The following is a 22,922-nucleotide window of genomic DNA, read 5'->3' as shown; positions in this document are numbered from 1 at the left end:
TTGCGCAAGGGTCACATCAAGCGGGTGTTGTCGCCGGACGGCACGCCCGAGACTGGCGCAAACCGGGCCATCCGGTGCAATTAGCCCTGCCTGCCCCGCCGCAAGGGGTTGCGGGCGGGGCCGTCATGGCGTATCTGCGCGGTTCATTTTCGAATTCAAATCCCTGGGATGCGCCAGACGCCCGCGCGTTGCATCCCGTCTAGCCCGAGGTTGTGACATGGCTGTCCCTCAGAATCGCGTTACCCGGTCCCGCCGGAACATGCGCCGCTCCCACGATGCCCTGGTTGCCGGCAATCCCAACGAATGCTCGAACTGCGGCGAACTGAAGCGTCCGCACCACGTCTGCCCGTCCTGCGGCCACTACGCCGACCGCGAAGTCGTGGCGCAGGCGAACACGATCGACCTGGACGACGACGCGGCCTGAACGGGCTTGGCATTCGCGCCAGATGACCGACCGTGACGTGACCCTCTCCTCGGCGCCGACCCCTGACCGGGGGGACGTCGTGGTGATATCGGTCGATGCCATGGGCGGCGATCGCGGCCCTGCGGCGGTTGTCGCGGGCATGGCCGAAAGCGCCGCGGTGAACCCCGACATCCGCTTCATCGTGCATGGCGACGAGGCCGAGCTTCGCCGTCTGGTCGGCCGCCGCAAGGTGCTTGCCGGCCGCTGCGACATCCGCCACGCCGGTGGCGTCGTCACCATGGAAGACAAGCCCAGCCAGATCGTCCGCAAGGGCGACGGCACCTCGATGTGGTCGGCCATCGAATCGGTCAAGACCGGCGAGGCGGGGGCCGCAGTCAGCTGCGGCAATACCGGGGCGCTGATGGCCTTGTCGATGCTGCGCCTGCGCAAGCTGCCGGGCGTGAACCGTCCCGCCATCGCCTGCCTCTGGCCCTCGACCAACCCGCAGGGCTTCAACATCATGCTGGACGTGGGCGCCGATATCCGCGCCGACGCGCCCGATCTGCTGCAATACGCGCTGATGGGGGCGTCCTATGCCCGCAACGGCCTGGGCCTCGACCGTCCGCGCGTCGGGCTGCTGAATGTCGGGACCGAGGAACACAAGGGCCGCGCCGAACTGAAGCAGGCCCAGGATCTGATCCTGGCCGCGGCCGAGGCAGGCCGGTTCGACTATGTCGGCTTTGTCGAAGGGGGCGACCTGCCCTCTTCGCGCGCGGATGTGATCGTCACCGACGGCTTTACCGGCAACATCGCCTTGAAGACCGGCGAGGGCACGGCCAAGCTGGTCGGCACGCTTCTCAAGGACGCCTTCGCGAATTCCATCATGTCCAAGTTTGCCGCCGTTCTGGCGATGACCTCTCTCAAGCGCCTGCAAAAGCGGATTGACCCCCGCCGCGTCAATGGCGGGATTTTCCTGGGCCTGAACGGCACCGTCATCAAGTCGCACGGCTCGGCCGATGCGACGGGCGTGTCGGCGGCGATCAAGCTGGCCTTCACGCTGGCAAGGTCCGGCTTCCAGGACCGCCTGGCCGCGCGCGTGGCGCAAGCCGCAGCAAGCGCCCCCGGCGCCGAGGCCGCATCGTGACCATTCGTTCCGTGGTGCGCGGCACCGGCCATTATCTTCCCGAACGCGTGGTCCCGAACAGCTGGTTCGAGGAACGCCTGGACACCAGCGACGAATGGATCCGCACCCGCACCGGGATCGAACGGCGCCATTTCGCCGCCGAAGGCCAGGCCACCAGCGACATGGGCCTGCGCGCGGCCCGCGCAGCCCTGGACAAGGCCGGGCTGCGGCCCGACGACATCGACGGGATCGTGCTGGCGACCTCGACCCCCGATTACACCTTCCCTGCCTCGGCCACGATGATCCAGCACGGGCTGGGCATGACGCATGGCTTTGCCTATGACGTCCAGGCGGTCTGCGCGGGCTTCGTCTTTGCGCTGGCCAATGCCGACGCGATGATTCGCGGCGGGCTGGCAAAGCGCGTCCTTGTCATCGGAGCCGAGACGTTTTCCCGCATCATGGACTGGACCGACCGCGGCACCTGCGTCCTGTTCGGCGACGGCGCCGGCGCCCTTGTCCTCGAGGGGCAGGAGAGCGCCGGGACCAACGACGACCGGGGCATCCTGGCCAGCGACCTCAACAGCGACGGGCAGTATCGCGACCTGCTGTATGTGGATGGCGGCGTGTCCACCACCGGCACGGCGGGACAGTTGCGGATGCAGGGCAACCTGGTCTTCCGCCATGCCGTCGAAAAACTGGCCAAGACCGCGCATATCGCGCTGGACAAGGCCGGGCTGACCCCTGCCCATGTGGACTGGCTCGTGCCTCACCAGGCCAATGCGCGCATCATCACGGCGACCGCGCAGAAGATGGGCCTGCCGATGGACAAGGTGGTGCTGACGGTCGCCGACCACGGCAACACCTCGGCCGCCTCGATCCCGCTGGCGCTGTCGGTGGCCGACGGCCAGGGCCGCTTCAGCCCCGGTGACGTGATCGTGACCGAGGCGATCGGCGGTGGCCTCAGCTGGGGATCGGTCGTCCTTCGCTGGTAGGGGCTTACTTCAGCTGCGAATCCTTGCTGCCGCGCCGGTTGATGCCGCCTGCGGGGCGCCATGCCCTGTCCCGGTCGCGCTGGCAATCCAGGCACAATTGCACCCCCGGCAGCGCCTGACGCCGCGCCTGCGGAATGGGCTCGTCGCAGTCGATGCAGGTCATGGCGCTGTCGCGGACGGCCTTGCCCTGTCCGGCACGCAGCCGGGCGCGGGCCACGGCCTCGGCCGTGCTGATCTCGATCTGGTCGTTCACCGCATCGTCGCGCGCCCATCCACCGGCCATGACCGCCTCCTTGTCTCAGGGCAGAAAGATAGGATCGGCGGGTTTTGTTGCAATGCCGGACGCCCCATCTTCACGTGACGCGGGGGAACGAAAAAGCCCCCTTCTCGTTGACAGCGGGAAGAATTCCAACCATCCTAGTGAAATCAAAGGGGAAAAGTCATGAGTGACAAGACGCTGACTCGGATGGATCTCGCAGAGGCCGTTTTTCGGGACGTAGGCCTGTCCCGGCACGAGTCCGCCCAACTGGTCGAATCGGTTCTTGAACATATCTCCAACGCCTTGGTTCGGGGCGAGCAGGTGAAGATTTCGTCCTTCGGCACCTTCAGCCTGCGCGACAAGAACGAACGCATCGGCCGCAACCCCAAGACCGGTGAGGAAGTGCCGATCACCCCGCGCCGCGTGCTGTCCTTCCGCCCTTCGCATCTGATGAAGGATCGCGTCGCTGCCGGAAACAAGGGTTAAGGACGTTCTGACTGAATGACGAAAGGCGCAGACGCATTCCGGTCTATTGGCGAGGTCGCAAGGCTTCTGGGCGTGGCACCGCATGTCCTGCGCTACTGGGAAACCCAGTTTCCCTTGCTGAAGCCGATGAAGCGCCCGGACGGGCGGCGTTACTATCGCCCCGATGACGTGCGTCTGGCGGCGGGTCTCTGCACCGTGCTGCGGGACGAGGGGTTGACGATCCGGGGCGCCAAGAAGCTTTTGGCCCGCGACCGCGGCGCATCGGTCCGCGAACGCGGCATGGCGCGCCTGAACGATGCCATCGAAACTCTGGCCGACAGCGACATTCCCGAACCCGACGGCGTCGAGGACGATTTCGACAGCCTTCCCCGGCACGAACCGCGATCCAGGATGCGCAGGCGGCCCATGTCCGTCCCGCACGCCGCATCGAACCGCCACCACGATCATTTCCATGACGGCCCGCCCGCCGGGTGGCTTGGCGACATGGTGGCGCTGAACGCCCGGCTGCGCGATTTGCACCCCAGCGATGCGACCGCGCCCCATCATCGCGCGTCCTTGTCGCGGCTGCGCGATGCCCTGGCACGGTTTTGCTGACCGGCTGGGCCTTTATGGCGCAGATTTCCGCATTGCAGCCCTTGTGCAGCGCCGCAGGATCGCTCTATACGGTGCGCGTCGGGCCGTGGCGCAGTCTGGTTAGCGCGTCCGTCTGGGGGGCGGAAGGCCGCGAGTTCGAATCTCGCCGGCCCGACCATTTCGAAAACGCCCATTCCCTGCCGGGGGTGGGCGTTTTCGCATGAAAGGACCAGCATGAACGGCGTTCTTCCCGACAGCGGCATCCGCGACCTGATCCGGTCGGGCGCGATCTCGGCGGATCCCGCCATCATCCCCGAACAGATCCAGCCCGCCAGCCTTGATCTGCGGCTGGGATCGGTCGCCTATCGGCTGCGCGCCAGCTTTCTGGCGGGGCGTGGGAACAGGGTCATGGACCGCCTGGCCGACGTTCAGATGCATCAGATGGACCTGAGTGACGGTGCAGTCCTGGAACGTGGCTGCGTTTATCTGGTGCCGCTGATGGAACGGGTGGCGCTGCCCGCCGGATTGACGGCGGTGGCCAATGCCAAATCCTCGACCGGCAGGCTTGACCTGCTGACCCGGCTGGTCGCCGATGACGGCACCGAATTCGACCGCCTGCCCGAAGGCTATGACGGGTTCCTTTTCGCCGAGATCTGCCCGCGCAGCTTTTCGGTCCTGGTCCGTCCCGGCATGAGGCTGAACCAGTTGCGGCTCCGGCGGGGTCAGGCGGTTCTGTCGGACGCCCAGTTGCGTGAGCTGAACGCCCGCGAGCCCTTGGTGGGCGGCCCGGCCCTGATCGACAACGGCCTGGGATTTTCGGTCGATCTGAAGCCCGCCAGCGGCAATCTGGTGGGATACCGCGCCAGGCCCCACAGCGGGGTGATCGACCTGGACCGCATCGGCGCCTATGAGGCCCGCGATTTCTGGGACGAATTGCATACGACCGATGGCCGCCTGATCCTGGATCCCGGCGCCTTCTATATCCTCGTCAGCCGCGAATCGGTGGCGATACCCGCCGATTACGCCGCCGAGATGGCCCCCTATCTGGCGATGGTCGGCGAATTCCGCGTCCATTACGCAGGCTTCTTCGATCCCGGCTTCGGCATCGGCGAAACCGGCACCGGCGCGCGCGGCGTGCTGGAGGTCCGCTGCCACGAGGCGCCCTTCGTGCTGGAACATGGCCAGGTCGTCGGCCGACTCGTCTATGAACGCATGGCGGCCCGCCCGGACTGTCTCTATGGCGCGGGCATCAAGTCCAACTATCAGGGCCAGGGGCTGAAGCTGGCCAAGCAGTTCCGCTAGGCCCCTTCACTTTGGCGCAAATATCCCGGGGGTCCGGGGGCTGGCCCCCGGCTTACAGCGCCCCCGTCTGCCACAGCCGCACCTTCAACCCGCCATGCGCGACCACCGGCCCCGATTCGAGCGGCAGCCCCGTCGCCTTGGCCAAGGCGCCTTCGCTGGTGACGATCCCCACACGCCAGCCTCGCAGACGTTCCCGGAACACCTGCCCCATCGCGGCATGCAATCCGAACAGCGGCCCCTTGTTGCCGATCCGCGCGCCATAAGGCGGGTTCACCATGACGATGCCGGGGGGTCCGTCGGGGCGTTGCAGGTCGCCGATGGCGCGGCAATCGAATCGGGTGAATGCGCCGACCCCTGCCCGTTCGGCATTGGCCTGGCTCATGCGGATGGCGCCTGCGTCGCAGTCGCTGCCGAAGAACTGCGCGGGCGCGGGTCGGGGCGCAACGGCACCCCGCATGGCGTCCCAGGCGGAAGGATCGAAGCTGGCAAGCTGCTGGAAGCCGAAGCTGCGGCTGCGGCCGGGGGCAAGGCCTGCCGCGATCTCGGCGGCCTCGATCACGAAGGTGCCCGACCCGCACATCGGGTCCAGCACCGGCTGGCTGCCGTCAAAGCCCATTCCGCGCAGGAACATCGCGGCCATCGTCTCGCGCATGGGGGCCTTGGCGACGGCTTCCTTGTGGCCGCGCTTGTGCAGCGATTCGCCCGTCGTATCCAGGCTGAGGGTGACCAGGTCATCCTCGATCCGCGCCTTGACGACCAGACCGGCATCCGGGGCAATCGGCGCGCCCAGTTCCTCGGCGATGGCGCGTTCGATCCGCTGCGTGGCCGCGCCCGCGTGATAGATGCGGCTGGCCTTGCAGGTGGTTTCCACGCGGACCGGCACATCGGGCCGCAGCACGGTGGCCCAGGGGAATTTCCGCGCCCGCTTGTCCAGCTGCGCCAGATGCAGCGCGCGAAAGCTGCCCAGGCGGGCCAGAACGCGCGTGGCGCCGCGCAGCCACAGGTTCGCGCGCCACACATCGGGCCAGCCGCCGGTGATCGTCACGCCGCCCGGCTGCACCGACGGCTGCCAGCCCAGGCCGGCGGCTTCTGCGGCCAGCGGTGCTTCCAGCCCCGGCGTCGCCACCAGGAAAATCTCGAATCTGTCATCCATCGCGCAGCCCTATCGCGGCCGCGCGGCAAAGGCGAGTGTCAGCGCCCGATGCGGCGGGTCAGCCGGGCGGCCTGGCGGGCGCGCTTGACGGCCGTGCGCATGTCCTTGGCCTGCTTGGCCGACACCTTGGCGGGCTTGCCGCCCGATTTCGCGATGCGGTCGATGCCCTTGTTGATGCCCCAGTTCAGGGCACGACGGGAAACCATGCGGGTCAGCGTATTGATGATGGACTGGAGGCTCATCGGGTCATTCGTCCTCGAACAGGTCGTCGGCGGGTGCCGTGGCTGACATATCGTCATCCCCGTCCAGCAAGGCAAGGGGCACATGCAGCCCCGGCGCAGGCGGGCGCGATTCCAGCAGCCCCGCCGCGCGCAGTTCCGCAAGCCCCGGCAGGTCGCGGGCGGATTCCAGGCCGAAATGGTCCAGGAAGGTTTCCGTGACCACGAAGGTCGCGGGCCGTCCCGGCGTCATCCGCCTGCGGCCGATACGGACCCATTCCATCTCGATCAACTGGTCCAGCGTGCCGCGCGACACGGCCACGCCGCGGATTTCCTCGATCTCGGCGCGGGTGACCGGCTGGTGATAGGCGATGATCGCCAGCGTCTCGATCGCGGCGCGCGACAGGCGGCGCTGTTCGACGGTTTCCGTCCGCATCAGGAAGGACAGATCCGGCGCGGTGCGAAAGGCGTAACCGTCGCCGATCCGTTCCAGCACCACGCCGCGATCCGCATAGGTCCGGCGCAACCCCGCCAATGCCTCGGCCGGATCGCAGCCTGTGGGCAGGCGCTGCGCCAGATCGCGCACCGTGACGGGGGCCGAGGACGCGAACAGGATCGCCTCGACCATGCGTTCCTGCTGATCCAGCGATGGGGGCGGCATATCGGTCACGGCTGGTCCCCGTCGGGCTTGCGGCGGAACTGGATCGGGGCAAAGGAAGCCGCCTGCCGTATCTCGATCCGGCCTTGGCGCGCAAGTTCCAGCGATGCCGCAAAGGTCGCGGCCGTCGCCGACCGCCGGCGTTCGCCCCCCGTGCCCCAGCCTTCGGGCAGGAAGTCGGCCAGTTCCGTCCAATCCCCCGCATAGCCGATCATGCTGCGCAGGCGGTCCAGGGCTTGTTCCATCGTGAAGACATCCTGCCGGTCGAAGGCATAGGGGCGGAATTCGTCGCGGGTCTTCAGCCGCGCATAGGCGCGCATCAGGTCGATCAGCCCCGCCTGCCATTCGGTGCGCCGCCGTTTTGCCACGGTTTCCGGTGCCCCGCGCGCGAAGCGGCTGATGCCAAGGCGGTCACGCGCCATCAGTTGCGCCGCGACCTCGCGCATGGCCTGCAAACGCTCAAGCTGGAAGGCCAGGTGCGCGGCCATGTCCTCGGCGGATGGTCCCTCGGCCTCAGGATCGGGGGGCAGAAGCAGGCGGGATTTCAGGAAGGCCAGCCAGGCCGCCATGACCAGGTAATCGGCGGCCAGTTCGATCCGCAGGGCGCGGGCCTGGTCAACGAAGGCCAGGTATTGTTCCGCCAGATGCAGGACCGAAATCCGCATCAGGTCCACCTTCTGCGTCCGCGCCAGCGTCAGCAGCAGGTCCAGAGGGCCTTCGAAACCGTCCACATCGACGATCAGCGATTCGCCCGCGCGGCGTTGCGCGACACTGTCGCCGTCGGGAACGGGGCGCAGATAGGGGATGTTGGGTGCGGTCACGGTTTCGGCTGTCTTTCCGGGCGTGCCAGAATCCGCGCCTGCGGCTTCCCTGTCAAGCGACGGCTGCCGTCAGGTCGCGCCATTCCGCCATCAGGGCATCGGGATCGGCGTCCTGCGGTGCGCGACGCAGCGCCAGGGCGGCATCGGCGCGGCGCTGCGCATCCAGGCTCAGGGGGCCTGCGGCGGCGACCACCTGCTCCATGCTGGCGATCGTGCCATTGCAATGCAGCACCAGGTCGCAGCCTGCGGCGATGCTGGCAGTGGCGCGTTCGGCCTCGGTCCCGGACAGGGCGTTCATGGTGATGTCGTCGGACATCAGAAGACCGTCGAAGCCGATCCGGTCGCGGATCAGGGCGATCATGCGCGGCGATGCGGTGGCGGGCGCATCGTCCAATGCGGTAAAGCGGATATGCGCGGTCATGCCCATGGGCAGGTCGCGCAAGGCGCGGAACGGTGCGAAGTCCATCGCGTCCAGGTCATCGGCGGGCGCGGTGACGGTCGGCAGGCCGTGATGGCTGTCGGCGACGGCACGGCCATGGCCCGGCATGTGCTTCATCACCGGCAAGACGCCCGCGGCCAGCATCCCGTCGGCAGCGGCGCGGCCCAGGGTGGCAACGGTCGCAGGATCGGTACCGAAACAGCGGTTGCGCAGGAAGGGATGCGTATCGTCCTGCGCCACGTCCAGCGTGGGGGCGCAGTTGCTGTCGATGCCGACCGCGCGCAGTTCCCGCCCGATCAGGTGATAGCGCAGCCACATGGCGCGCGGCCCGGCGGCGGCCTGATCCAGCGGCGCGGGCCAGTCGAACCAATGGGGACCGCGCAGGCGCTGCACCCGGCCGCCTTCCTGATCGACGGTGATGACGGCGTCGCGGCCCACGGCCTCGCGCAGCGCATCCGTCAGGCGGCGCAGCTGGTCGGGGCTTTCGACATTGCGGCCGAACAGGATGAAGCCCCAGGGGTCGGCCGCGCGGAAGAAGTCCCGCTCGGCCGTGGTCAGCTCCGTTCCGGCGATGCCGCCCAGGATGGTGGCGTTGGCAGGCATCAGTTCAGGGCAAGGCAGTCCGTGCCCGCCGATTTCAGCGCGGCGCAGAACTGGCGTGCCTCGGACAGGGAATCGAAGCCCGCGACACGCAGCCGCCAGAAGGTGCGGCCGTTCGACTGGTGCTGCTGGATCACCTGCTGCTTGCCGCCGAAGACGACATGCTTGTTCATCAGCCGGTTCCATTCGCTGGAGGCGATGGCGCTGCTGTCAAAGGCGCCAAGCTGCACCTGCGGGCCGCTGGCCTGCGCCACGGCGGGCGCGGCTTCGGGCGCTTCGGCCGGACGATCCTGCGCCACGGGGCGCGCATCGGTCGCGGTGGTTCCGGCCGAGGCGACGCGGGTGCTGCGCGGACGCGGCGTGGGCCGGGTCGAGGCGGTCAGCACGCCCGGATTGGCCTCGGCCTGGGCCTGGACCAGGGCCTCGGCAATGGCGGCAGCCTGGGCGGGGGCGCCGTTTTCATCGGTCAGGGCCTCGTTCACCGGGCCTTCGCTGGCGGGGGCGTCGATGATGGTGGCTTCCTGGACGGCGCTGTCGGCCATGGCCAGCCGCTGGGCCTCGGCCTCGGCCAGGGCGCGGGCCTCGCTGTCGGACAGCGGCACGATCGGGTCGCCCGCAAAGCTCAGCGGAACCTCCGAGGTGGTGACGGGCTCGCGGGCGGTGGCGCCCAGCTGGCCCATGGCCACATCCTCATCCGACAGGCCCACGGGCGCGGGGGCGATGGCGACCTGCTGGGTCGGCTGATGGTCGGTCCCCTCGGCCACCGTATTGACGGCATAGCCGGTATAGTTGGTCAGTTCGCCACCCGGATCGGCAGGGGTGGTGCGCGCGTCGCCGGAAATGGCGCGGATCACCGGGACGCCCGACACATCGCGCGACACCAGTTGCCAGCCCCAGACCATCAGCCCCACCATCAGCGCGACCGATGCGACCGCGCCCAGGTAATGGGTCAGCCGCGCGAAGCGGGTGGTCAGGCTATCGTCGCCCTGGGGGTCGGCCGCCATGCGCGCGCCCTGCGGCCGGTCGTCCCAGCCGCCCTGATCATACGAGAATTCGCGCTTCACCTTGTGACGCGAGAACACATAGCCGCCTTCGCGGAAATCCATCACTGCCATGCCTGCCTGCCTGCCGGTTGATCCGACCTGAACTTGACTGCCCGTTCCGACCGGTCGGGGCGCTTTGTGACTTCAGCGCATTTCCTTGACCGGCGTGACACCAAGGATAGCAAGACCACTTGAAATAACAACGCCAACTGCGCGAACCAGCGCAATTTTTGCCTGGGACGTGGCAGGATCGCCATCCTGCACGAAGCGCAACGACAGGTCGTCATTGCCGCGGTTCCACAACGAATGCAGGTCAGAGGCGATTTCATACAGGAAAAACGCAACCCGGTGGGGTTCGTGGGCGCGGGCCGCATGTTCGACAAGCCGGGGCCATTCGGCAACTTTCCGCGCCAGATCCAGTTCCGCCGGATGCGACAGCCGGGTCAGATCCGCGGAAGCCAAGACCGAATCACTGACATCGATGCCTGATTCGGTCGCCCGGCGCAGCACCGAATGAACCCGCGCGCTGGCATACTGGACATACCAGACCGGGTTGTCCTTGGACTGTTCCAGCACCTTGGCAAAGTCGAAGTCCAGGGCTGCGTCGTTCTTGCGCGTCAGCATGATGAAGCGGGTGACATCCGCGCCCGCTTCCTCGACCACGTCGCGCAGGGTGACGAATGTGCCCGCGCGCTTGGACATCTTGAACGGCTCGCCGTTCTTGAACAGCTTGACCAGCTGGATCAGCTTGATGTCCAGCGGCACGCGACCGTTCGACAGCGCCTTCACGGCCGCGTTCATGCGCTTGACATAGCCGCCGTGATCGGCGCCGAATACGTCGATCAACTGATCGAAGCCCCGGTCGATCTTGTCCCAGTGATAGGCGATGTCGGGCGCGAAATAGGTCCAGGCCCCGTCCGACTTCTGGATGGGCCGGTCCACGTCGTCGCCATGGGCGGTGGACCGGAACAAAAGCTGCTCGCGCTCCTCCCAATCCTCGGGCAGCTTGCCCTTGGGCGGTTCCAGCACGCCGCGATAGATCAGGTCCAGCGACCGCAGCCGCTCGATCGCGGCCTCGATCTTGCCGGTGCCGTACAGGGCCTTTTCGCTGGAATAGACGTCCATGCGCACGCCAAGCGCCGCCAGATCCTCGCGGATCATCGCCATCATCGCCAGGGTCGCGAAATCGCGCACCTCGGCCAGCCAGTCGGCTTCGGGCCTGTCCAGCAGGCTGGCGCCGTATTTCTGCTTCAGCGCCTCGCCCACGGGGATCAGATAGTCGCCGGGATAAAGCCCTTCGCGGATCTCGGGCTCCAGCCCGTTGGCCTCGCGATAGCGTTCATAGGCGGACCGGGCCAGCACATCGACCTGCGCGCCGCCGTCGTTGATATAGTATTCGCGCGTCACATCATGGCCCGAAAAGGCCAGCAGGTTGGCAAGCGCGTCGCCGAAGACCGCGCCCCGGACATGGCCCACATGCATCGGGCCGGTGGGATTGGCGCTGACGAATTCCACGTTGACCTTTTGCCCCGCCCCGATGTCGGAACGCCCGAAATCGGCGCCTTCTCGGATGGCGGTCGCCACCACCCCCTGCCAGACGGCGGGGGACAGGCGCAGGTTCAGGAAGCCCGGCCCCGCGACCTCGGCCGCCGCGATGCGCGGATCGGTCAGGCGGGCTGCCAGCTTGTCGGCGATCTCTCGCGGCTTCATGCCGGCGGGCTTGGCCAGCACCATCGCGGCATTGGTGGCCATGTCGCCATGGGCGGGATCGCGCGGGGGTTCCACGGCCACATTGGCGAAATCCAGGCCCTGCGGCAGCTCGCCCGCCTGCGTCATCTGCTCCAGCGCGGCCAGAACGACGCCGCGCAGATCGGTGAATAGGTTCATCATCGCTTTCCTGACTGTCCCGCGCGGGTTACCGCCTGGGGCGGGTCCTGGTCAACACAAAGCCCGAAAACCTGCATTTTTCGCAACGTTTCCGGGCCGAAACATTGACGTTGCGGTCCACTTGGTCTAAGTCCCTGCATGGCTCCGCATCCGGCGGGCCGACTGAAGGGGCGTGCGAGTCTTGCGTCCCATTGCAGGCCGCACCAGCCATCCGGGCAACGCGGCAATGGAACGCATCGCGCCGGACATGTGGCGCACAAGTCTTGGAAAGCCCTGAATGACCAAATTCTCTGACCTGAAGCTTGACCCCAATGTGCTGAAAGCCATTGCAGAAGCCGGGTATGAAACGCCGACGCCGATCCAGGCCGGCGCCATTCCGCCCGCGCTGGAAGGCCGCGACGTGCTGGGCATCGCGCAGACCGGCACCGGCAAGACCGCAAGCTTCACTCTGCCCATGATCACGCTGCTGGGCCGTGGCCGCGCCCGCGCCCGGATGCCCCGCTCGCTGGTCCTGTGCCCCACGCGCGAACTGGCGGCGCAGGTTGCGGAAAACTTCGATACCTATGCGAAACACACCCGCCTGACCAAGGCGCTGCTGATCGGCGGCGTATCCTTTGGCGAACAGGACAAGCTGATCGACCGGGGCGTGGACGTGCTGATCGCCACGCCTGGCCGGCTGCTGGACCATTTCGAACGCGGCAAGCTTCTGCTGACCGGCGTGCAGATCATGGTCGTGGACGAGGCCGACCGGATGCTGGACATGGGCTTCATCCCGGATATCGAACGCATCTTCCAGCTGACCCCCTTCACCCGCCAGACGCTGTTCTTCAGCGCCACCATGGCGCCCGAGATCGAGCGGATCACCGACACCTTCCTGCACGCCCCCGAGCGGATCGAGGTCGCGCGCCAGGCCACCACCAGCGAGACGATCACCCAGAAGCTGGTGGAACTGGCGCCCTCGCGCCGGGATCTGGCCGCCAAGCAGAAGCGCGACCTGCTGCGGGCCCTGATCGACGGCGAAGGCGAAAAGCTGACGAACGCGATCATCTTCTGCAACCGCAAGACCGACGTGGACATCGTCGCCAAGTCGCTGGCCAAGCACGGCTATGACGCGGCGCCCATCCATGGCGACCTGGACCAAAGCCACCGCACCCGTACGCTGGACAATTTTCGCGACGGCAAGCTGCGCCTGCTGGTGGCGTCCGACGTGGCGGCACGTGGCCTGGACATTCCGGCCGTCAGCCATGTCTTCAACTACGACCTGCCCTCGCATGCCGAGGATTACGTCCACCGCATCGGCCGCACCGGTCGCGCCGGACGTCTGGGCAGCGCCTTCAGCATTGCCACTCCGGCGGACGACAAATACCTGTCGGCCATCGAAAATCTTGTGAAACAGACCTTGCCCCGCGCGCCGCTGCCAGAAGGATTCACCTTGTCCGAGACCGATCGCAATGCAGGACGCGAGGATCGTCGCAATGGCCGCGACAAGAACCGCGGCCGCGACAAACACCGGAACCGCGACGAGGAACGCCGCGAACCGCGCGAGGAACGCGCCGAGGCCGTGCGCGAGGAACCGCGCCGGGAAGAGCGCGACCGCCGCGACGACAAGCGTGAAGACCATCGCGACGACCGCCGCGATCCCTCGCGCGATCGCCGGGGCCGTCGCGAGGATCATCGCGGCCCTGCCGTGATGGGCATGGGCGATCACGTTCCCGAATTCATGCTGGTCGAACTGCGCCCCGCGCTCGCCTCGCTCGCTGCCGAGCCGGAGGACCGCGCCGAGAAGCCGGTCGAGACAGCCGAGGCTGCACCTGCCCAGGCCGACAAGCCGCGCCGCGGCCGCAACCGCCGCAAGAAGTCCGAGGCGCGGCCCGACGCCGCAGCCTCCGTCGAAGTGGCAGCAGCCGGCTTGCCCGAAACAGAAGCCGCACCCGTCGAGGCAGTATCGGTCGAAATGGCCTCGGTTGAGGAAGCCCCGTCGGACGCCGATCCGGTCCAGGCCGCGCCGGCTGAGGCCATCGCGCCCGAAGCCGGGGCCGAGACGCCTGCCCCGGAAGCTCCGGTCACCGAAGACCCTGCTGCCGAGCCGGTGGCCGTCGAGGAAACGCCCAAGCCCAAGCGCACCCGCCGCAAGAAGGCCGAAGCCGAAGCCGCGCCGGAAGCCTCCGAACCCGTGGCCGAGCCTGCCGAGAAGCCCAAGCGCACCCGCCGCAAGAAGGCCGAGGATCCCGTAGAACCCGTGGCCGAGGAGGCCCCGAAGCCCAAGCGCACCCGTCGCAAGAAATCCGACGAGGCGCCTGCCGCGGAACCCCAGGCCAACGTCGAAGCGGACGCCTGACCGCCACCGATGCACGTCCCGGTGCCACAAGGGCGGCTTCGGCGGCTTTGGGTTGACCTGGCGCTTGGCCTGATCGCGGCGCTTGGCCTGCAACCCTTTGGCATCTGGATCGCGACCCCATTGGCCTTGGCGCTGCTGGTGCGCCGCGCCGCAGGTCCGGGAAACGCCTTCTGGCCCCTGCTGGCAGGCGGAGTCGGCTGGTTCGGCCTGTCAATGGCCTGGATCGTCGAGCCCTTTCTGGTCGAGGCCGCGATCTATGGCTGGATGGCCCCTTTCGCGCTTGTCCTGATGGCCTTGGGCGGTGCGCTGTTCTGGGCAGTCCCCGCCGCCTTGGCCGCGCGCCTTGCAACCGGTGTTCCCCGCCGGGCCCTGGCCATTGCTTCTGCCTTGGTGCTGTCTGACTGGTTGCGCGGCTGGATTTTCACCGGCCTGCCCTGGTCGCTGACGGGACATGCCTGGATCGACACGCCTGTGGCCCAAACCGCCGCCTGGACGGGGGCCATCGGCCTCAGCCTGATCACGCTGGCCCTTGCCGTGCTTCCCTCGCTGCTGCGCCTGCTGCCGGCCACGGCCTTGGCGCTGGCGCTGACGGGCGGCTTGTGGGGGGCGGGACTGGCACGGCTGGCGCAGCCCCTGCCCTCTGACAGGCCAACCATCCTCCGCATCGTCCAGCCGAATGCGGAACAGCACCTGAAATGGGACCCGAAATGGGCGGCAGTGTTCTTCCAGCGCCTGCTGGAGCTGTCGGCGGAACCTGGCGCGCGCGATCTGGTCATTTGGCCCGAAACCGCCGTGAACTTCCTGCTGGAGGATGCAGGCCCGGTTCTGCCCCCCATGGCCCAGGCGGCAGGCGCGCCGCTGGTGATGGGCATCCAGCGGCGTGACGGCAGCCGCTTCTACAACAGTCTGGTCACGCTGAACCCGGACGCGACGGTGGGCCAGGTCTATGACAAGTTCCACCTCGTTCCGTTTGGCGAATACATCCCCTGGGGCGACGCGCTGGCTCAAGTCGGCATCACCGCCTTTGCGGCGCAGCAGGGCAACGGCTATTCCGCAGGTCAAGGGCCGGCGATCATGTCGGCACCCGGTGCCCCCGATTTCCAGCCGCTGATCTGCTATGAGGCGATCTTTCCGCAACATCTGCGGGGCCTTGGCCAACGCCCCGAATGGCTGTTGCAGGCCACGAACGACGCCTGGTTCGGCCAGTTCTCCGGCCCTTACCAGCATCTGGCCCAGGCCCAGTTGCGCGCAATCGAATCCGGCCTGCCGCTGATCCGTGCGGCCAATACCGGCATCAGCGCGGTCATCGACCCGCATGGCCGCATCCGGCAGTCGCTGGGTTTGGGCGTTCAGGGCAAGATCGACACGCCCCTACCTGCCGCCCTGCCTGAAACGCCCTGGATGAAATGGGGCAATTCCCCTGCCATCCTGATCGCGCTTGTCGCGCTCGCAGCCGCGCTTGTCCGCCGCAAGCCGGCCTGATCGCTTCTCCGTTGCAAAATACCCGCGGGGGAGTCCGAAGGACGGGGGCGGCAGCCCCCTGCCCGGTCAATCCTTGAAGAACCGGCTGTCCTTGACCTGGTCCCAGGCCCAGACGACCTCGGCCAGGCGATCCTCGTCGGACCGGTCGCCGCCGTTCATGTCGGGATGCAGGTCCTTGACCAGGGACTTGTACTGCTTGCGGATCTCGGCGCGGGTCCAGCTGTCCTTGGCTTCCAGGATGTCCAAGGCCTTGCGTTCGGTGGGCGGCAGCTTGCGGCTGGCCTTGGCGCGGGCCTCGGGCGCGGTGCCGTTGGCGCCCAGGATCTCCAAGGGGTCGCTGACGCCGTGTCGCGCCCATTTGTCTTCCTGCGCGGCACGGCCAAAGGGCTTGGTCGGACGTTCCCAGACGGTCGCGTTGTCGATGAACTGCTGGAACTCCTCCTCGGACTGGCCCTGGAAATAGTTCCAGTTCGCGTTGTATTCGCGGACGTGATCCTTGCAGAACCAGAAATAGTCATCGAGGTTGCGGGGGTTCTTGGGGGCCCGATACTGCCCCGGCTCGTCGCAGCCCTGCTTGTCGCAGGTGCGGGTCGATGTCTCGAAGGCGCCGGACATGCCGCGACGGCCCTTGTTCTTGCGTTTCTTGTCCTTCGCGGCCGAGATGTCGAAGCCGAAGGGGTCGTTCCTGCTCATTGGGGCACCTTTGCGACTCGGAGGCGGCAGTTTAGGGTTTTTGACGCGACATGAAAGGTCTTGACGGATGATTGCGGATGAAATGCGCGAAAGGCTTGCAGAGCTTGGCCCCACCCGGCTCGAAGTCATCGACGAAAGCGAAAGCCATCGGGGCCATGCCGGATACCGCGATGGCGGGCAGACCCATTTCCGCATCCGCATGGCCAGCCCGGCCTTCGCGGGCCTGGGCCGGGTGCAGCGGCACCGCCTTGTCCACCGCACCCTGGGCGACATCGTGGGGCGCATCCATGCCCTGGCGCTTGATCTGGCTGACACCTAGGCGTTAGCGCCGACAGGCTTGCCGCTGCGGCGGGCGGGGCGTAAGACCCCTCCCAAGCTGTCGCAACGAGGGATGGACATGACCGCGCCCAAGGATTTCAACGACCGGATGCTTTCGCTGGGCCTGGCCCGCGTCAGCGAGGCTGCGGCCCATGCCTCGGCCCGGCTGATCGGGCGCGGCGACGAGAAGGCGGCCGACCAGGCCGCCGTCAACGCCATGCGCGACCAGTTGAACATGCTGGACATCAAGGGCGTCGTGGTCATCGGCGAGGGTGAGCGCGACGAGGCGCCGATGCTCTATATCGGCGAGGAAGTCGGCACCGGCGAAGGCCCCGAAGTGGACATTGCCCTGGATCCGCTAGAAGGCACCACGCTGACCGCCAAGGACATGCCGAACGCCCTGACCGTGATTGCCATGGCGCAACGCGGCACCCTGCTGCACGCGCCGGACGTGTATATGGAAAAGCTGGCCATCGGGCCGGGCTATCCGACCGACGTGGTCAGCCTGGACATGTCCCCGTCCGAACGCGTGCGCGCCCTGGCGCGCGCGCGGGGCGTCGAGGACAGCGACATCACCGTCTGCATCCTGGAGCGTCCCCGTCACGAGGATCTGGTGGCCGAGGTCCGGTCCACCGGCGCGGCGATCCGGCTGATCACCGACGGCGACGTGGCCGGCGTGATCCACTGCGCCGAGGCCGAGTTGACCGGCATCGACATGTACATGGGATCGGGCGGCGCCCCCGAGGGCGTGCTGGCGGCATCCGCGCTCAAATGCATGGGCGGGCAGATGTGGGGCAAGCTGTTGTTCCGCAACGACGACGAAAAGGGCCGCGCCCGCAAGGCCGGGATCACCGACCTGGACCGCATCTATTCGCGCGACGAACTGGTGACGGGCGACGTGATCTTTGCGGCGACAGGCGTGACGAACGGCTCCATCGTGGCGGGCGTCAAGCGCGAGCCGAACTATCTGCAGACCGAGACGATCCTGATGCGGTCGAAGACCGGATCGGTCCGGCGGATGATCTATCGCAACCCGATCAGGTAAGAGGGGCTTCGCCCCAGGGTATTTCGACAACGAAGAAGGTGCTGCCGTGACGTTTCTGGGAATCGAGCAATCGCTGACCAATCGGCGATGGGTCGGCCCGGACGGGACGGCGGATCGCCTGGCCGAGGGTCTGGCCCAGCGCACCGGCCTGCCCCTGGCGGTCGCGCGCGTCCTGGCCGAACGCGGGGTCGAGGCGGAAGGGGCCGAGGGTTTCCTGACGCCGCGCCTGCGCGACCTGTTGCCCGACCCGCTGTCCCTGCGCGACATGGGGGTTGCTGCGGACCGGCTGGTGGCGGCTGCCGTCAAGGGCGAACGCATCGCCATCTTTGCCGATTATGACGTGGACGGGGGCAGTTCGGCCGCCTTGCTGCTGGACTGGCTGCGCGGCCAGGGGCGGGACGCGACGCTCTATATCCCCGACCGCATTGACGAGGGCTATGGCCCGAACGCACCCGCGATGGCGGCCCTTGCGGCCAGTCACGACCTGATCGTCTGCGTCGATTGCGGCACGCTGAGCCATGACGCCCTGGCCGCTGCGGCTGGCACGGACATCATCGTGCTGGATCACCACCTGGGCGGAGAGACGCTGCCCCCCGCGCTTGCGGTCGTGAACCCGAACCGCGCGGACGAGGACGGTTCGCTGGGGCATCTTTGCGCGGCAGGCGTGGTCTTCCTGACGCTGGTCCAGGCGGGCCGCGTCTTGCGCGCGCAGGGGCGGCCGGAACCCAACCTGATGGCGATGCTGGATCTGGTGGCCCTGGCGACCGTGGCCGATGTCGCCCCGCTGGTCGGCGTCAACCGCGCCTTTGTCCGGCAAGGTCTGGCGATCATGGCCCGCAGGCAGCGGCCCGGCCTTGTGGCGCTGTCCGACGTGGCGCGTCTTGACGGCCCGCCAAGCGCCTTTCACCTGGGCTTCCTGCTGGGGCCGCGCATCAATGCCGGCGGCCGCGTGGGCCGCGCCGATCTGGGCGCGCTGTGCCTGTCCTGCCGCGACCCGCGCGAGGCCGGGAGGCTGGCAGCCGAGTTGGACCTGCTGAACCGCGACCGCCGCGCCATCGAAGCCGCCGTGCGCGACGAGGCCCTGGCCCAGGTCGAGGCCCGTGGCGATGCCCGCCTGTCCTGGGCGGCGGGCCCCGGCTGGCATCCCGGCGTCGTCGGCATCGTGGCTGCGCGCGTGAAAGAGGCCACCGACCTGCCCTCGGTCGTGATCGGCGTGGAAAACGGCATCGGCAAGGGCAGCGCCCGGTCGGTTCCGGGCGTCGATCTGGGCCGGGCGATCCACCGGCTGGCTGACGAAGGCCTGCTGATCAAGGGCGGCGGTCACATGATGGCCGCCGGCCTGACCGTGGCCGAGGCGATGATCCCCGCGGCCATGGCCCGCCTGTCCGACCTGATCGCCGCCGATCTGGCGCAGCGGACGGGCGCACGCGATCTGCGCATCTCGGGCCTGATGGAATGCACGGGGGCCACGCCCCAGATGTATCGCCGCCTGGAAGACGCAGGTCCCTTCGGGCAGGCTGCCCCCGCGCCGCGCTTTGCCTTTGCCGACCAGTTGATCGACAGCGCCTCGACCATGGGCGACAATCACCTGCGCTTGTCCTTCCGCAGCGCCGGCGGCCCTGCGCTGGAAGCCGTGGCATGGGGCGCCATGAACGGCCCGCTTGGCCCCGCGCTGATCGGCGCAAGGGGGCGGCGCTTCCATCTGGCGGGCAAGCTGGATCTGTCCACCTGGGGCGGTCGCGAACGGCTGCGCCTGCGGCTGGAGGATGCGGCCCCCGCGTGACCGTATCGGGCCTGACCCCCTCTGGTCACCGCCCGGACCCGCCGCTAACCTGCGCGCGACACTGGCAAAGGGAACCGCGATGAAACTAACCTGGCTTGGACATTCCGGCTTTCGCCTGGAAATCGAGGATGCCGTGATCCTGATCGACCCCTGGATTTCCGGCAATCCGGTCTTCCCCGAGGACCGCCGGGCCGAGGCGATCCAGGGCGCCACCCATGTCCTTCTGACCCACGGCCATGGCGATCATTCCGGCGACACGCTGGCCATCGCCAAGGAGCTGAAGATCCCCGTCGCGGGCATCTATGACCTGGTCAGCCACTGGTCCACGCACCACGACATCGAAGGGATCGGCTTCAACAAGGGCGGCACGGTCGATCTTGGCGGGGCGTCGGTGACGATGGTGAACGCCAGCCATTCCAGTTCGCTGAATGGGGCCGACGGGCCGATCTATGCCGGGCACGAATCGGGCTACATGATCGCGGGCGAAGGGCATGTGATCTATGTCTCGGGCGATACGGACATCATGGCCGACATGGCCTGGATGGGCGAATACCACCACCCCGACATCGGCATCCTGTGCGCGGGCGGGCACTTCACCATGGACATGAAGCGCGCGGCCTGGGCGGCCAGGAAGTATTTCGACTTCAAGACCGTGATTCCCTGCCATTACAAGACGTTCCCCTTGCTGGAACAATCCGCACAAGGGCTGATCGACGGCCTGCCGGGCGTGCGCGTGATCGAACCCCAGATCATGAAGGCGATCGAGCTGTGAGCTTTCAGAAATTCGACGACCCTGCGGGCGATGCGGATCACCCGGCACGACTGGCCCAATTGCGCGCGCGGCTTGCGGCGGATGGGCTGGACGGCTTTATCGTGCCCCGCGCGGATGCGCACCAGGGCGAATATGTGGCCGATGCCGATGCGCGGCTGGCATGGCTGACTGGCTTTACCGGCAGCGCGGGCTTTGCCATCGTCACGGCCGACCGGGCAGGCGTCTTCATCGACGGACGCTATCGCGTGCAGGTCAAGGCGCAGGTGGACCCCCACCACTTCACGCCGGTGCCCTGGCCCGAAACCAAGCCTTCGGACTGGCTGCGCGCGGCCCTGCCCGCCGGCGGGCGCCTGGGCTTCGACCCGTGGCTGCACACCCGCCAGGAAATCGAGACGCTGGAAAAGGCGCTTGCCGACAGTGGCATCGGGCTGATCGCGGTGGACCACAATCCGCTGGATGCGATCTGGACCGACCGACCTGCCCCGCCTGTGGGTCGGGCGCGCGCCCATGACGATGCCGTGGCAGGCGAGACGGCCGCCGAAAAGCGCGCCCGCCTTGCCGCGCAACTGCGCGAGGACGGTCAGGCCGCCGCCCTGCTGACCCTGCCCGACTCGATCTCGTGGCTGCTGAACATCCGGGGCAGCGACGTTCCCAAGAACCCGATCGTGCAATCCTTCGCCGTCCTGTCGGATGACGGCCATCTGGCGCTGTTCACGGATCCCGCCAAGTTCGACGATGCCCTGCGCGCCCATCTGGGCAACCAGGTCGCGATCCTGCACCCCGAAGGCCTGTCGCCGGCGCTTCTGGATCTGGAAGGTCCGGTCCGCATCGACCCCGCTTCGGCCCCCGAGGCCGCCTTCCGCCTGCTGGAAAGCGCGAACACCCAGATCGCCCGCGCGTCCGACCCGGCGATCCTGCCCAAGGCCCGCAAGAACGCGGCCGAACTGGACGGGATGCGCGCCGCTCATCTGCGCGACGGGGTGGCGATGGTACGGCTGCTGGCCTGGTTGGATAGCCAGGAACCGGCCGACCTGACCGAAATCGCCGTGGTCGAGAAGCTGGAAACCTTGCGCCGGGATGCGGGCATCACCGATATCAGCTTCGACACGATCTGCGGGGCGGGACCGAACGCCGCCCTTCCCCATTACCGCGTCACCCGCGCCACCAACCGCCGACTGGCGGCAGGCGAAGTCCTCCTGATCGATTCGGGCGGGCAATATCCCGACGGCACCACCGACATCACCCGCATCCTGCCCCTGGGCGATCCCTCGCCCGATGTCGTGGCCCCCTATACCGCCGTGCTGCGCGGCATGATCGCCATCAGCCGGGCGCGCTTTCCGCAGGGTGTGGCGGGTGCCCATATCGACGCCTTGGCGCGGCAATACCTGTGGTCGCAGGGCCAGGATTACGACCACGGCACCGGTCACGGCGTCGGCGCGGCGCTCTGCGTCCACGAAGGCCCGGTGCGCATCAGCCGCGTCAGCACCCTGCCCTTGGAAGAAGGCATGATCCTGTCCAACGAGCCGGGCTATTACCGCGAAGGCGCCTTCGGCATCCGCATCGAGAACCTGATCGTCGTCACCCCCGCCGAAGCCGAGCCGGGCCGCACCATGCTGGGCTTCGAGACCCTGACCCTGTGTCCCATCGACACAAGGCTGATCGACCTTGCGGCGCTGTCACGGGACGAGATCGCCTGGCTCGACGCCTATCACGCCCAGGTGCGTGACGCGCTGTCGCCGCATCTGGACACGCAGGACCGGGCTTGGCTGGATCGGGCAACCCGGCCGCTTGGCTCATCTTCTGTGTGACAATATCCTCTGGGGGTCCGGGGGGCGAAGCGCCCCCGGCCTCCGCGGGACGCAAATCATAATGCGTCCAGGATCCGCGCCGCCTCGTCCCGGCAAGGCGTCAGCGCCCCCCGGTCCTCGCCCGGAAAGAACCGCGCGCGGACGGCGGTGGGCATCGGCGCGGGTTCCGCAATGATCACGCGCGGGCCGACGGATGCGGCTTCGGCCTGCCAGCTGCGGGCAAGCGCGATCTGGCCAGCCTTGGTCGCGCCGTAAGCGCCAAAGAACTTCTGTCCCGCACGGGGATCATCGAAGAACAGCGCCGTCCCTTGCCGCGCGCGCAACAAAGGTTCCAGCAAGGCGATCAGCCCGCGCGTCACGTCCATGTTGACCAGAACCGATTTCGCCCAGTCCTTGCCATCCACATGCGGCGCAGGGGCCAGGGGCGCCGCGTGGACCGCCGCATGGGCCCACAGATCCAACCCGCCCCAGCGGCCCAGCACGGCTTCCGCCAACTGCTGCATCGCCGGCGCCTCGGCCACGTCCATGGGCGCAAGCGTCGCGCTGCCGCCCGCGCGGCGGATGCGGTCGTCCAGTTCCTCCAGCGCGCCCACCGTCCGGGCCACCGCCAGGACGTGATAGCCGCGCCCGGCCAGATCCTCGGCCAGGGCCGCGCCAAGGCCGCGCGAAGCGCCCGTCACCAATGCGATTTTCTGTGTCTCTGTCATGGCCGATCCCTTGCCACCG

The 22,922-nt window shown here is 67.8% G+C and carries 22 protein-coding genes, 1 tRNA gene and 1 pseudogene; 14 read left to right on the top strand and 10 right to left on the bottom strand.

Annotation, left to right across the window (positions count from 1 at the left end):
* The first annotated feature begins 217 nt into the window (after positions 1-217).
* From rpmF to IEX25_RS00645, 3 genes are read left to right on the top strand one after another with little or no spacing between them, the layout of a single operon-like run.
* Positions 218-424: a 50S ribosomal protein L32 gene (gene rpmF, locus IEX25_RS00655; protein ID WP_103173459.1), complete on the top strand. Its 207-nt coding sequence runs from the start codon at positions 218-220 to the stop codon at positions 422-424.
* Positions 425-446: 22 nt separating this feature from the next.
* A complete protein-coding gene (gene plsX / locus IEX25_RS00650) occupies positions 447-1,547 on the top strand; it encodes a phosphate acyltransferase PlsX (protein WP_103173460.1) in 1,101 nt (366 codons plus the stop codon).
* A complete protein-coding gene (locus tag IEX25_RS00645) occupies positions 1,544-2,518 on the top strand; it encodes a beta-ketoacyl-ACP synthase III (protein ID WP_188713614.1) in 975 nt (324 codons plus the stop codon). The genes plsX and IEX25_RS00645 overlap by 4 nt, the downstream gene beginning before the upstream one ends.
* Before the next feature lie 4 nt (positions 2,519-2,522).
* Here IEX25_RS00645 and IEX25_RS00640 read toward each other — a convergent pair whose 3' ends face one another.
* The gene (locus IEX25_RS00640; protein ID WP_188713613.1) at positions 2,523-2,801 is read right to left on the bottom strand and encodes a DksA/TraR family C4-type zinc finger protein; all 279 of its coding nucleotides are present in this window, start codon (positions 2,799-2,801) and stop codon (positions 2,523-2,525) included.
* 159 nt (positions 2,802-2,960) lie between these two features.
* Between IEX25_RS00640 and ihfA the strand changes: the two genes are divergently transcribed.
* The 4 genes from ihfA (at position 2,961) to IEX25_RS00620 (ending at position 5,138) form a co-directional block, all read left to right on the top strand.
* Entirely contained in the window at positions 2,961-3,263 is a 303-nt protein-coding gene (gene ihfA, locus IEX25_RS00635; protein WP_103173462.1) for an integration host factor subunit alpha, read from the top strand.
* 15 nt (positions 3,264-3,278) lie between these two features.
* A complete protein-coding gene (locus IEX25_RS00630) occupies positions 3,279-3,857 on the top strand; it encodes a MerR family transcriptional regulator (protein WP_188713612.1) in 579 nt (192 codons plus the stop codon).
* 79 nt (positions 3,858-3,936) lie between these two features.
* Positions 3,937-4,014 (top strand) — tRNA-Pro (locus IEX25_RS00625).
* Positions 4,015-4,070: 56 nt separating this feature from the next.
* A complete protein-coding gene (locus tag IEX25_RS00620; RefSeq protein WP_188713611.1) occupies positions 4,071-5,138 on the top strand; it encodes a 2'-deoxycytidine 5'-triphosphate deaminase in 1,068 nt (355 codons plus the stop codon).
* Positions 5,139-5,190: 52 nt separating this feature from the next.
* Here IEX25_RS00620 and IEX25_RS00615 read toward each other — a convergent pair whose 3' ends face one another.
* The 7 genes from IEX25_RS00615 to argS form a co-directional block, all read right to left on the bottom strand.
* Entirely contained in the window at positions 5,191-6,291 is a 1,101-nt protein-coding gene (locus tag IEX25_RS00615; RefSeq protein ID WP_188713610.1) for a THUMP domain-containing class I SAM-dependent RNA methyltransferase, read from the bottom strand.
* A gap of 38 nt (positions 6,292-6,329) precedes the next feature.
* A complete protein-coding gene (locus IEX25_RS00610) occupies positions 6,330-6,533 on the bottom strand; it encodes a hypothetical protein (protein WP_188713609.1) in 204 nt (67 codons plus the stop codon).
* 4 nt (positions 6,534-6,537) lie between these two features.
* Entirely contained in the window at positions 6,538-7,170 is a 633-nt protein-coding gene (gene scpB, locus IEX25_RS00605; protein ID WP_188713972.1) for an SMC-Scp complex subunit ScpB, read from the bottom strand.
* Between the two features lie 5 nt (positions 7,171-7,175).
* Positions 7,176-7,988, bottom strand: coding sequence for a segregation and condensation protein A (locus tag IEX25_RS00600; protein ID WP_229664974.1), 813 nt, complete (start codon positions 7,986-7,988; stop codon positions 7,176-7,178).
* 52 nt (positions 7,989-8,040) lie between these two features.
* Entirely contained in the window at positions 8,041-9,030 is a 990-nt protein-coding gene (nagZ, locus tag IEX25_RS00595) for a beta-N-acetylhexosaminidase (RefSeq protein WP_188713608.1), read from the bottom strand.
* Entirely contained in the window at positions 9,030-10,142 is a 1,113-nt protein-coding gene (locus IEX25_RS00590) for an SPOR domain-containing protein (protein ID WP_188713607.1), read from the bottom strand. The genes nagZ and IEX25_RS00590 overlap by 1 nt, the downstream gene beginning before the upstream one ends.
* A gap of 72 nt (positions 10,143-10,214) precedes the next feature.
* A complete protein-coding gene (gene argS / locus IEX25_RS00585) occupies positions 10,215-11,957 on the bottom strand; it encodes an arginine--tRNA ligase (protein ID WP_188713606.1) in 1,743 nt (580 codons plus the stop codon).
* A gap of 277 nt (positions 11,958-12,234) precedes the next feature.
* Here argS and IEX25_RS00580 point away from each other — a divergent pair.
* Together IEX25_RS00580 and lnt are read left to right on the top strand one after the other, a co-directional pair.
* A pseudogene (locus tag IEX25_RS00580) lies at positions 12,235-13,761 on the top strand (DEAD/DEAH box helicase); the annotation flags it as partial.
* 543 nt (positions 13,762-14,304) lie between these two features.
* Positions 14,305-15,777, top strand: a complete 1,473-nt coding sequence (gene lnt, locus IEX25_RS00575) for an apolipoprotein N-acyltransferase (protein WP_188713604.1) — start codon at positions 14,305-14,307, stop codon at positions 15,775-15,777.
* Positions 15,778-15,843: 66 nt separating this feature from the next.
* Here lnt and IEX25_RS00570 read toward each other — a convergent pair whose 3' ends face one another.
* Complete coding sequence (locus IEX25_RS00570) at positions 15,844-16,470, bottom strand: J domain-containing protein (protein ID WP_103173471.1); 627 nt, start codon at positions 16,468-16,470, stop codon at positions 15,844-15,846.
* 67 nt (positions 16,471-16,537) lie between these two features.
* Between IEX25_RS00570 and IEX25_RS00565 the strand changes: the two genes are divergently transcribed.
* The 5 genes from IEX25_RS00565 (at position 16,538) to IEX25_RS00545 (ending at position 22,196) form a co-directional block, all read left to right on the top strand.
* Positions 16,538-16,789 carry a BolA family protein gene (locus IEX25_RS00565; protein WP_188713603.1) on the top strand — a complete coding sequence of 84 codons (252 nt, stop codon included), beginning with the start codon at positions 16,538-16,540 and terminating at the stop codon, positions 16,787-16,789.
* Positions 16,790-16,867: 78 nt separating this feature from the next.
* Positions 16,868-17,833, top strand: a complete 966-nt coding sequence (glpX, locus tag IEX25_RS00560) for a class II fructose-bisphosphatase (protein WP_103173497.1) — start codon at positions 16,868-16,870, stop codon at positions 17,831-17,833.
* A gap of 46 nt (positions 17,834-17,879) precedes the next feature.
* On the top strand, positions 17,880-19,616 hold the full coding sequence (recJ, locus tag IEX25_RS00555; protein ID WP_188713602.1) for a single-stranded-DNA-specific exonuclease RecJ: 1,737 nt from the start codon (positions 17,880-17,882) through the stop codon (positions 19,614-19,616).
* 79 nt (positions 19,617-19,695) lie between these two features.
* Complete coding sequence (locus IEX25_RS00550) at positions 19,696-20,388, top strand: metal-dependent hydrolase (RefSeq protein ID WP_188713601.1); 693 nt, start codon at positions 19,696-19,698, stop codon at positions 20,386-20,388.
* Positions 20,385-22,196: an aminopeptidase P family protein gene (locus tag IEX25_RS00545; protein WP_188713600.1), complete on the top strand. Its 1,812-nt coding sequence runs from the start codon at positions 20,385-20,387 to the stop codon at positions 22,194-22,196. Before IEX25_RS00550 ends, IEX25_RS00545 begins: the two co-directional genes overlap by 4 nt.
* A 56-nt stretch (positions 22,197-22,252) precedes the next feature.
* Here IEX25_RS00545 and IEX25_RS00540 read toward each other — a convergent pair whose 3' ends face one another.
* On the bottom strand, positions 22,253-22,903 hold the full coding sequence (locus tag IEX25_RS00540; RefSeq protein ID WP_188713599.1) for an SDR family NAD(P)-dependent oxidoreductase: 651 nt from the start codon (positions 22,901-22,903) through the stop codon (positions 22,253-22,255).
* Between the last annotated feature and the right edge of the window lie 19 nt (positions 22,904-22,922).

The organism is Paracoccus acridae (assembly GCF_014642735.1).
GTDB lineage: Bacteria > Pseudomonadota > Alphaproteobacteria > Rhodobacterales > Rhodobacteraceae > Paracoccus > Paracoccus acridae.
This window is presented reverse-complemented; position numbering and strand designations above follow the sequence as displayed.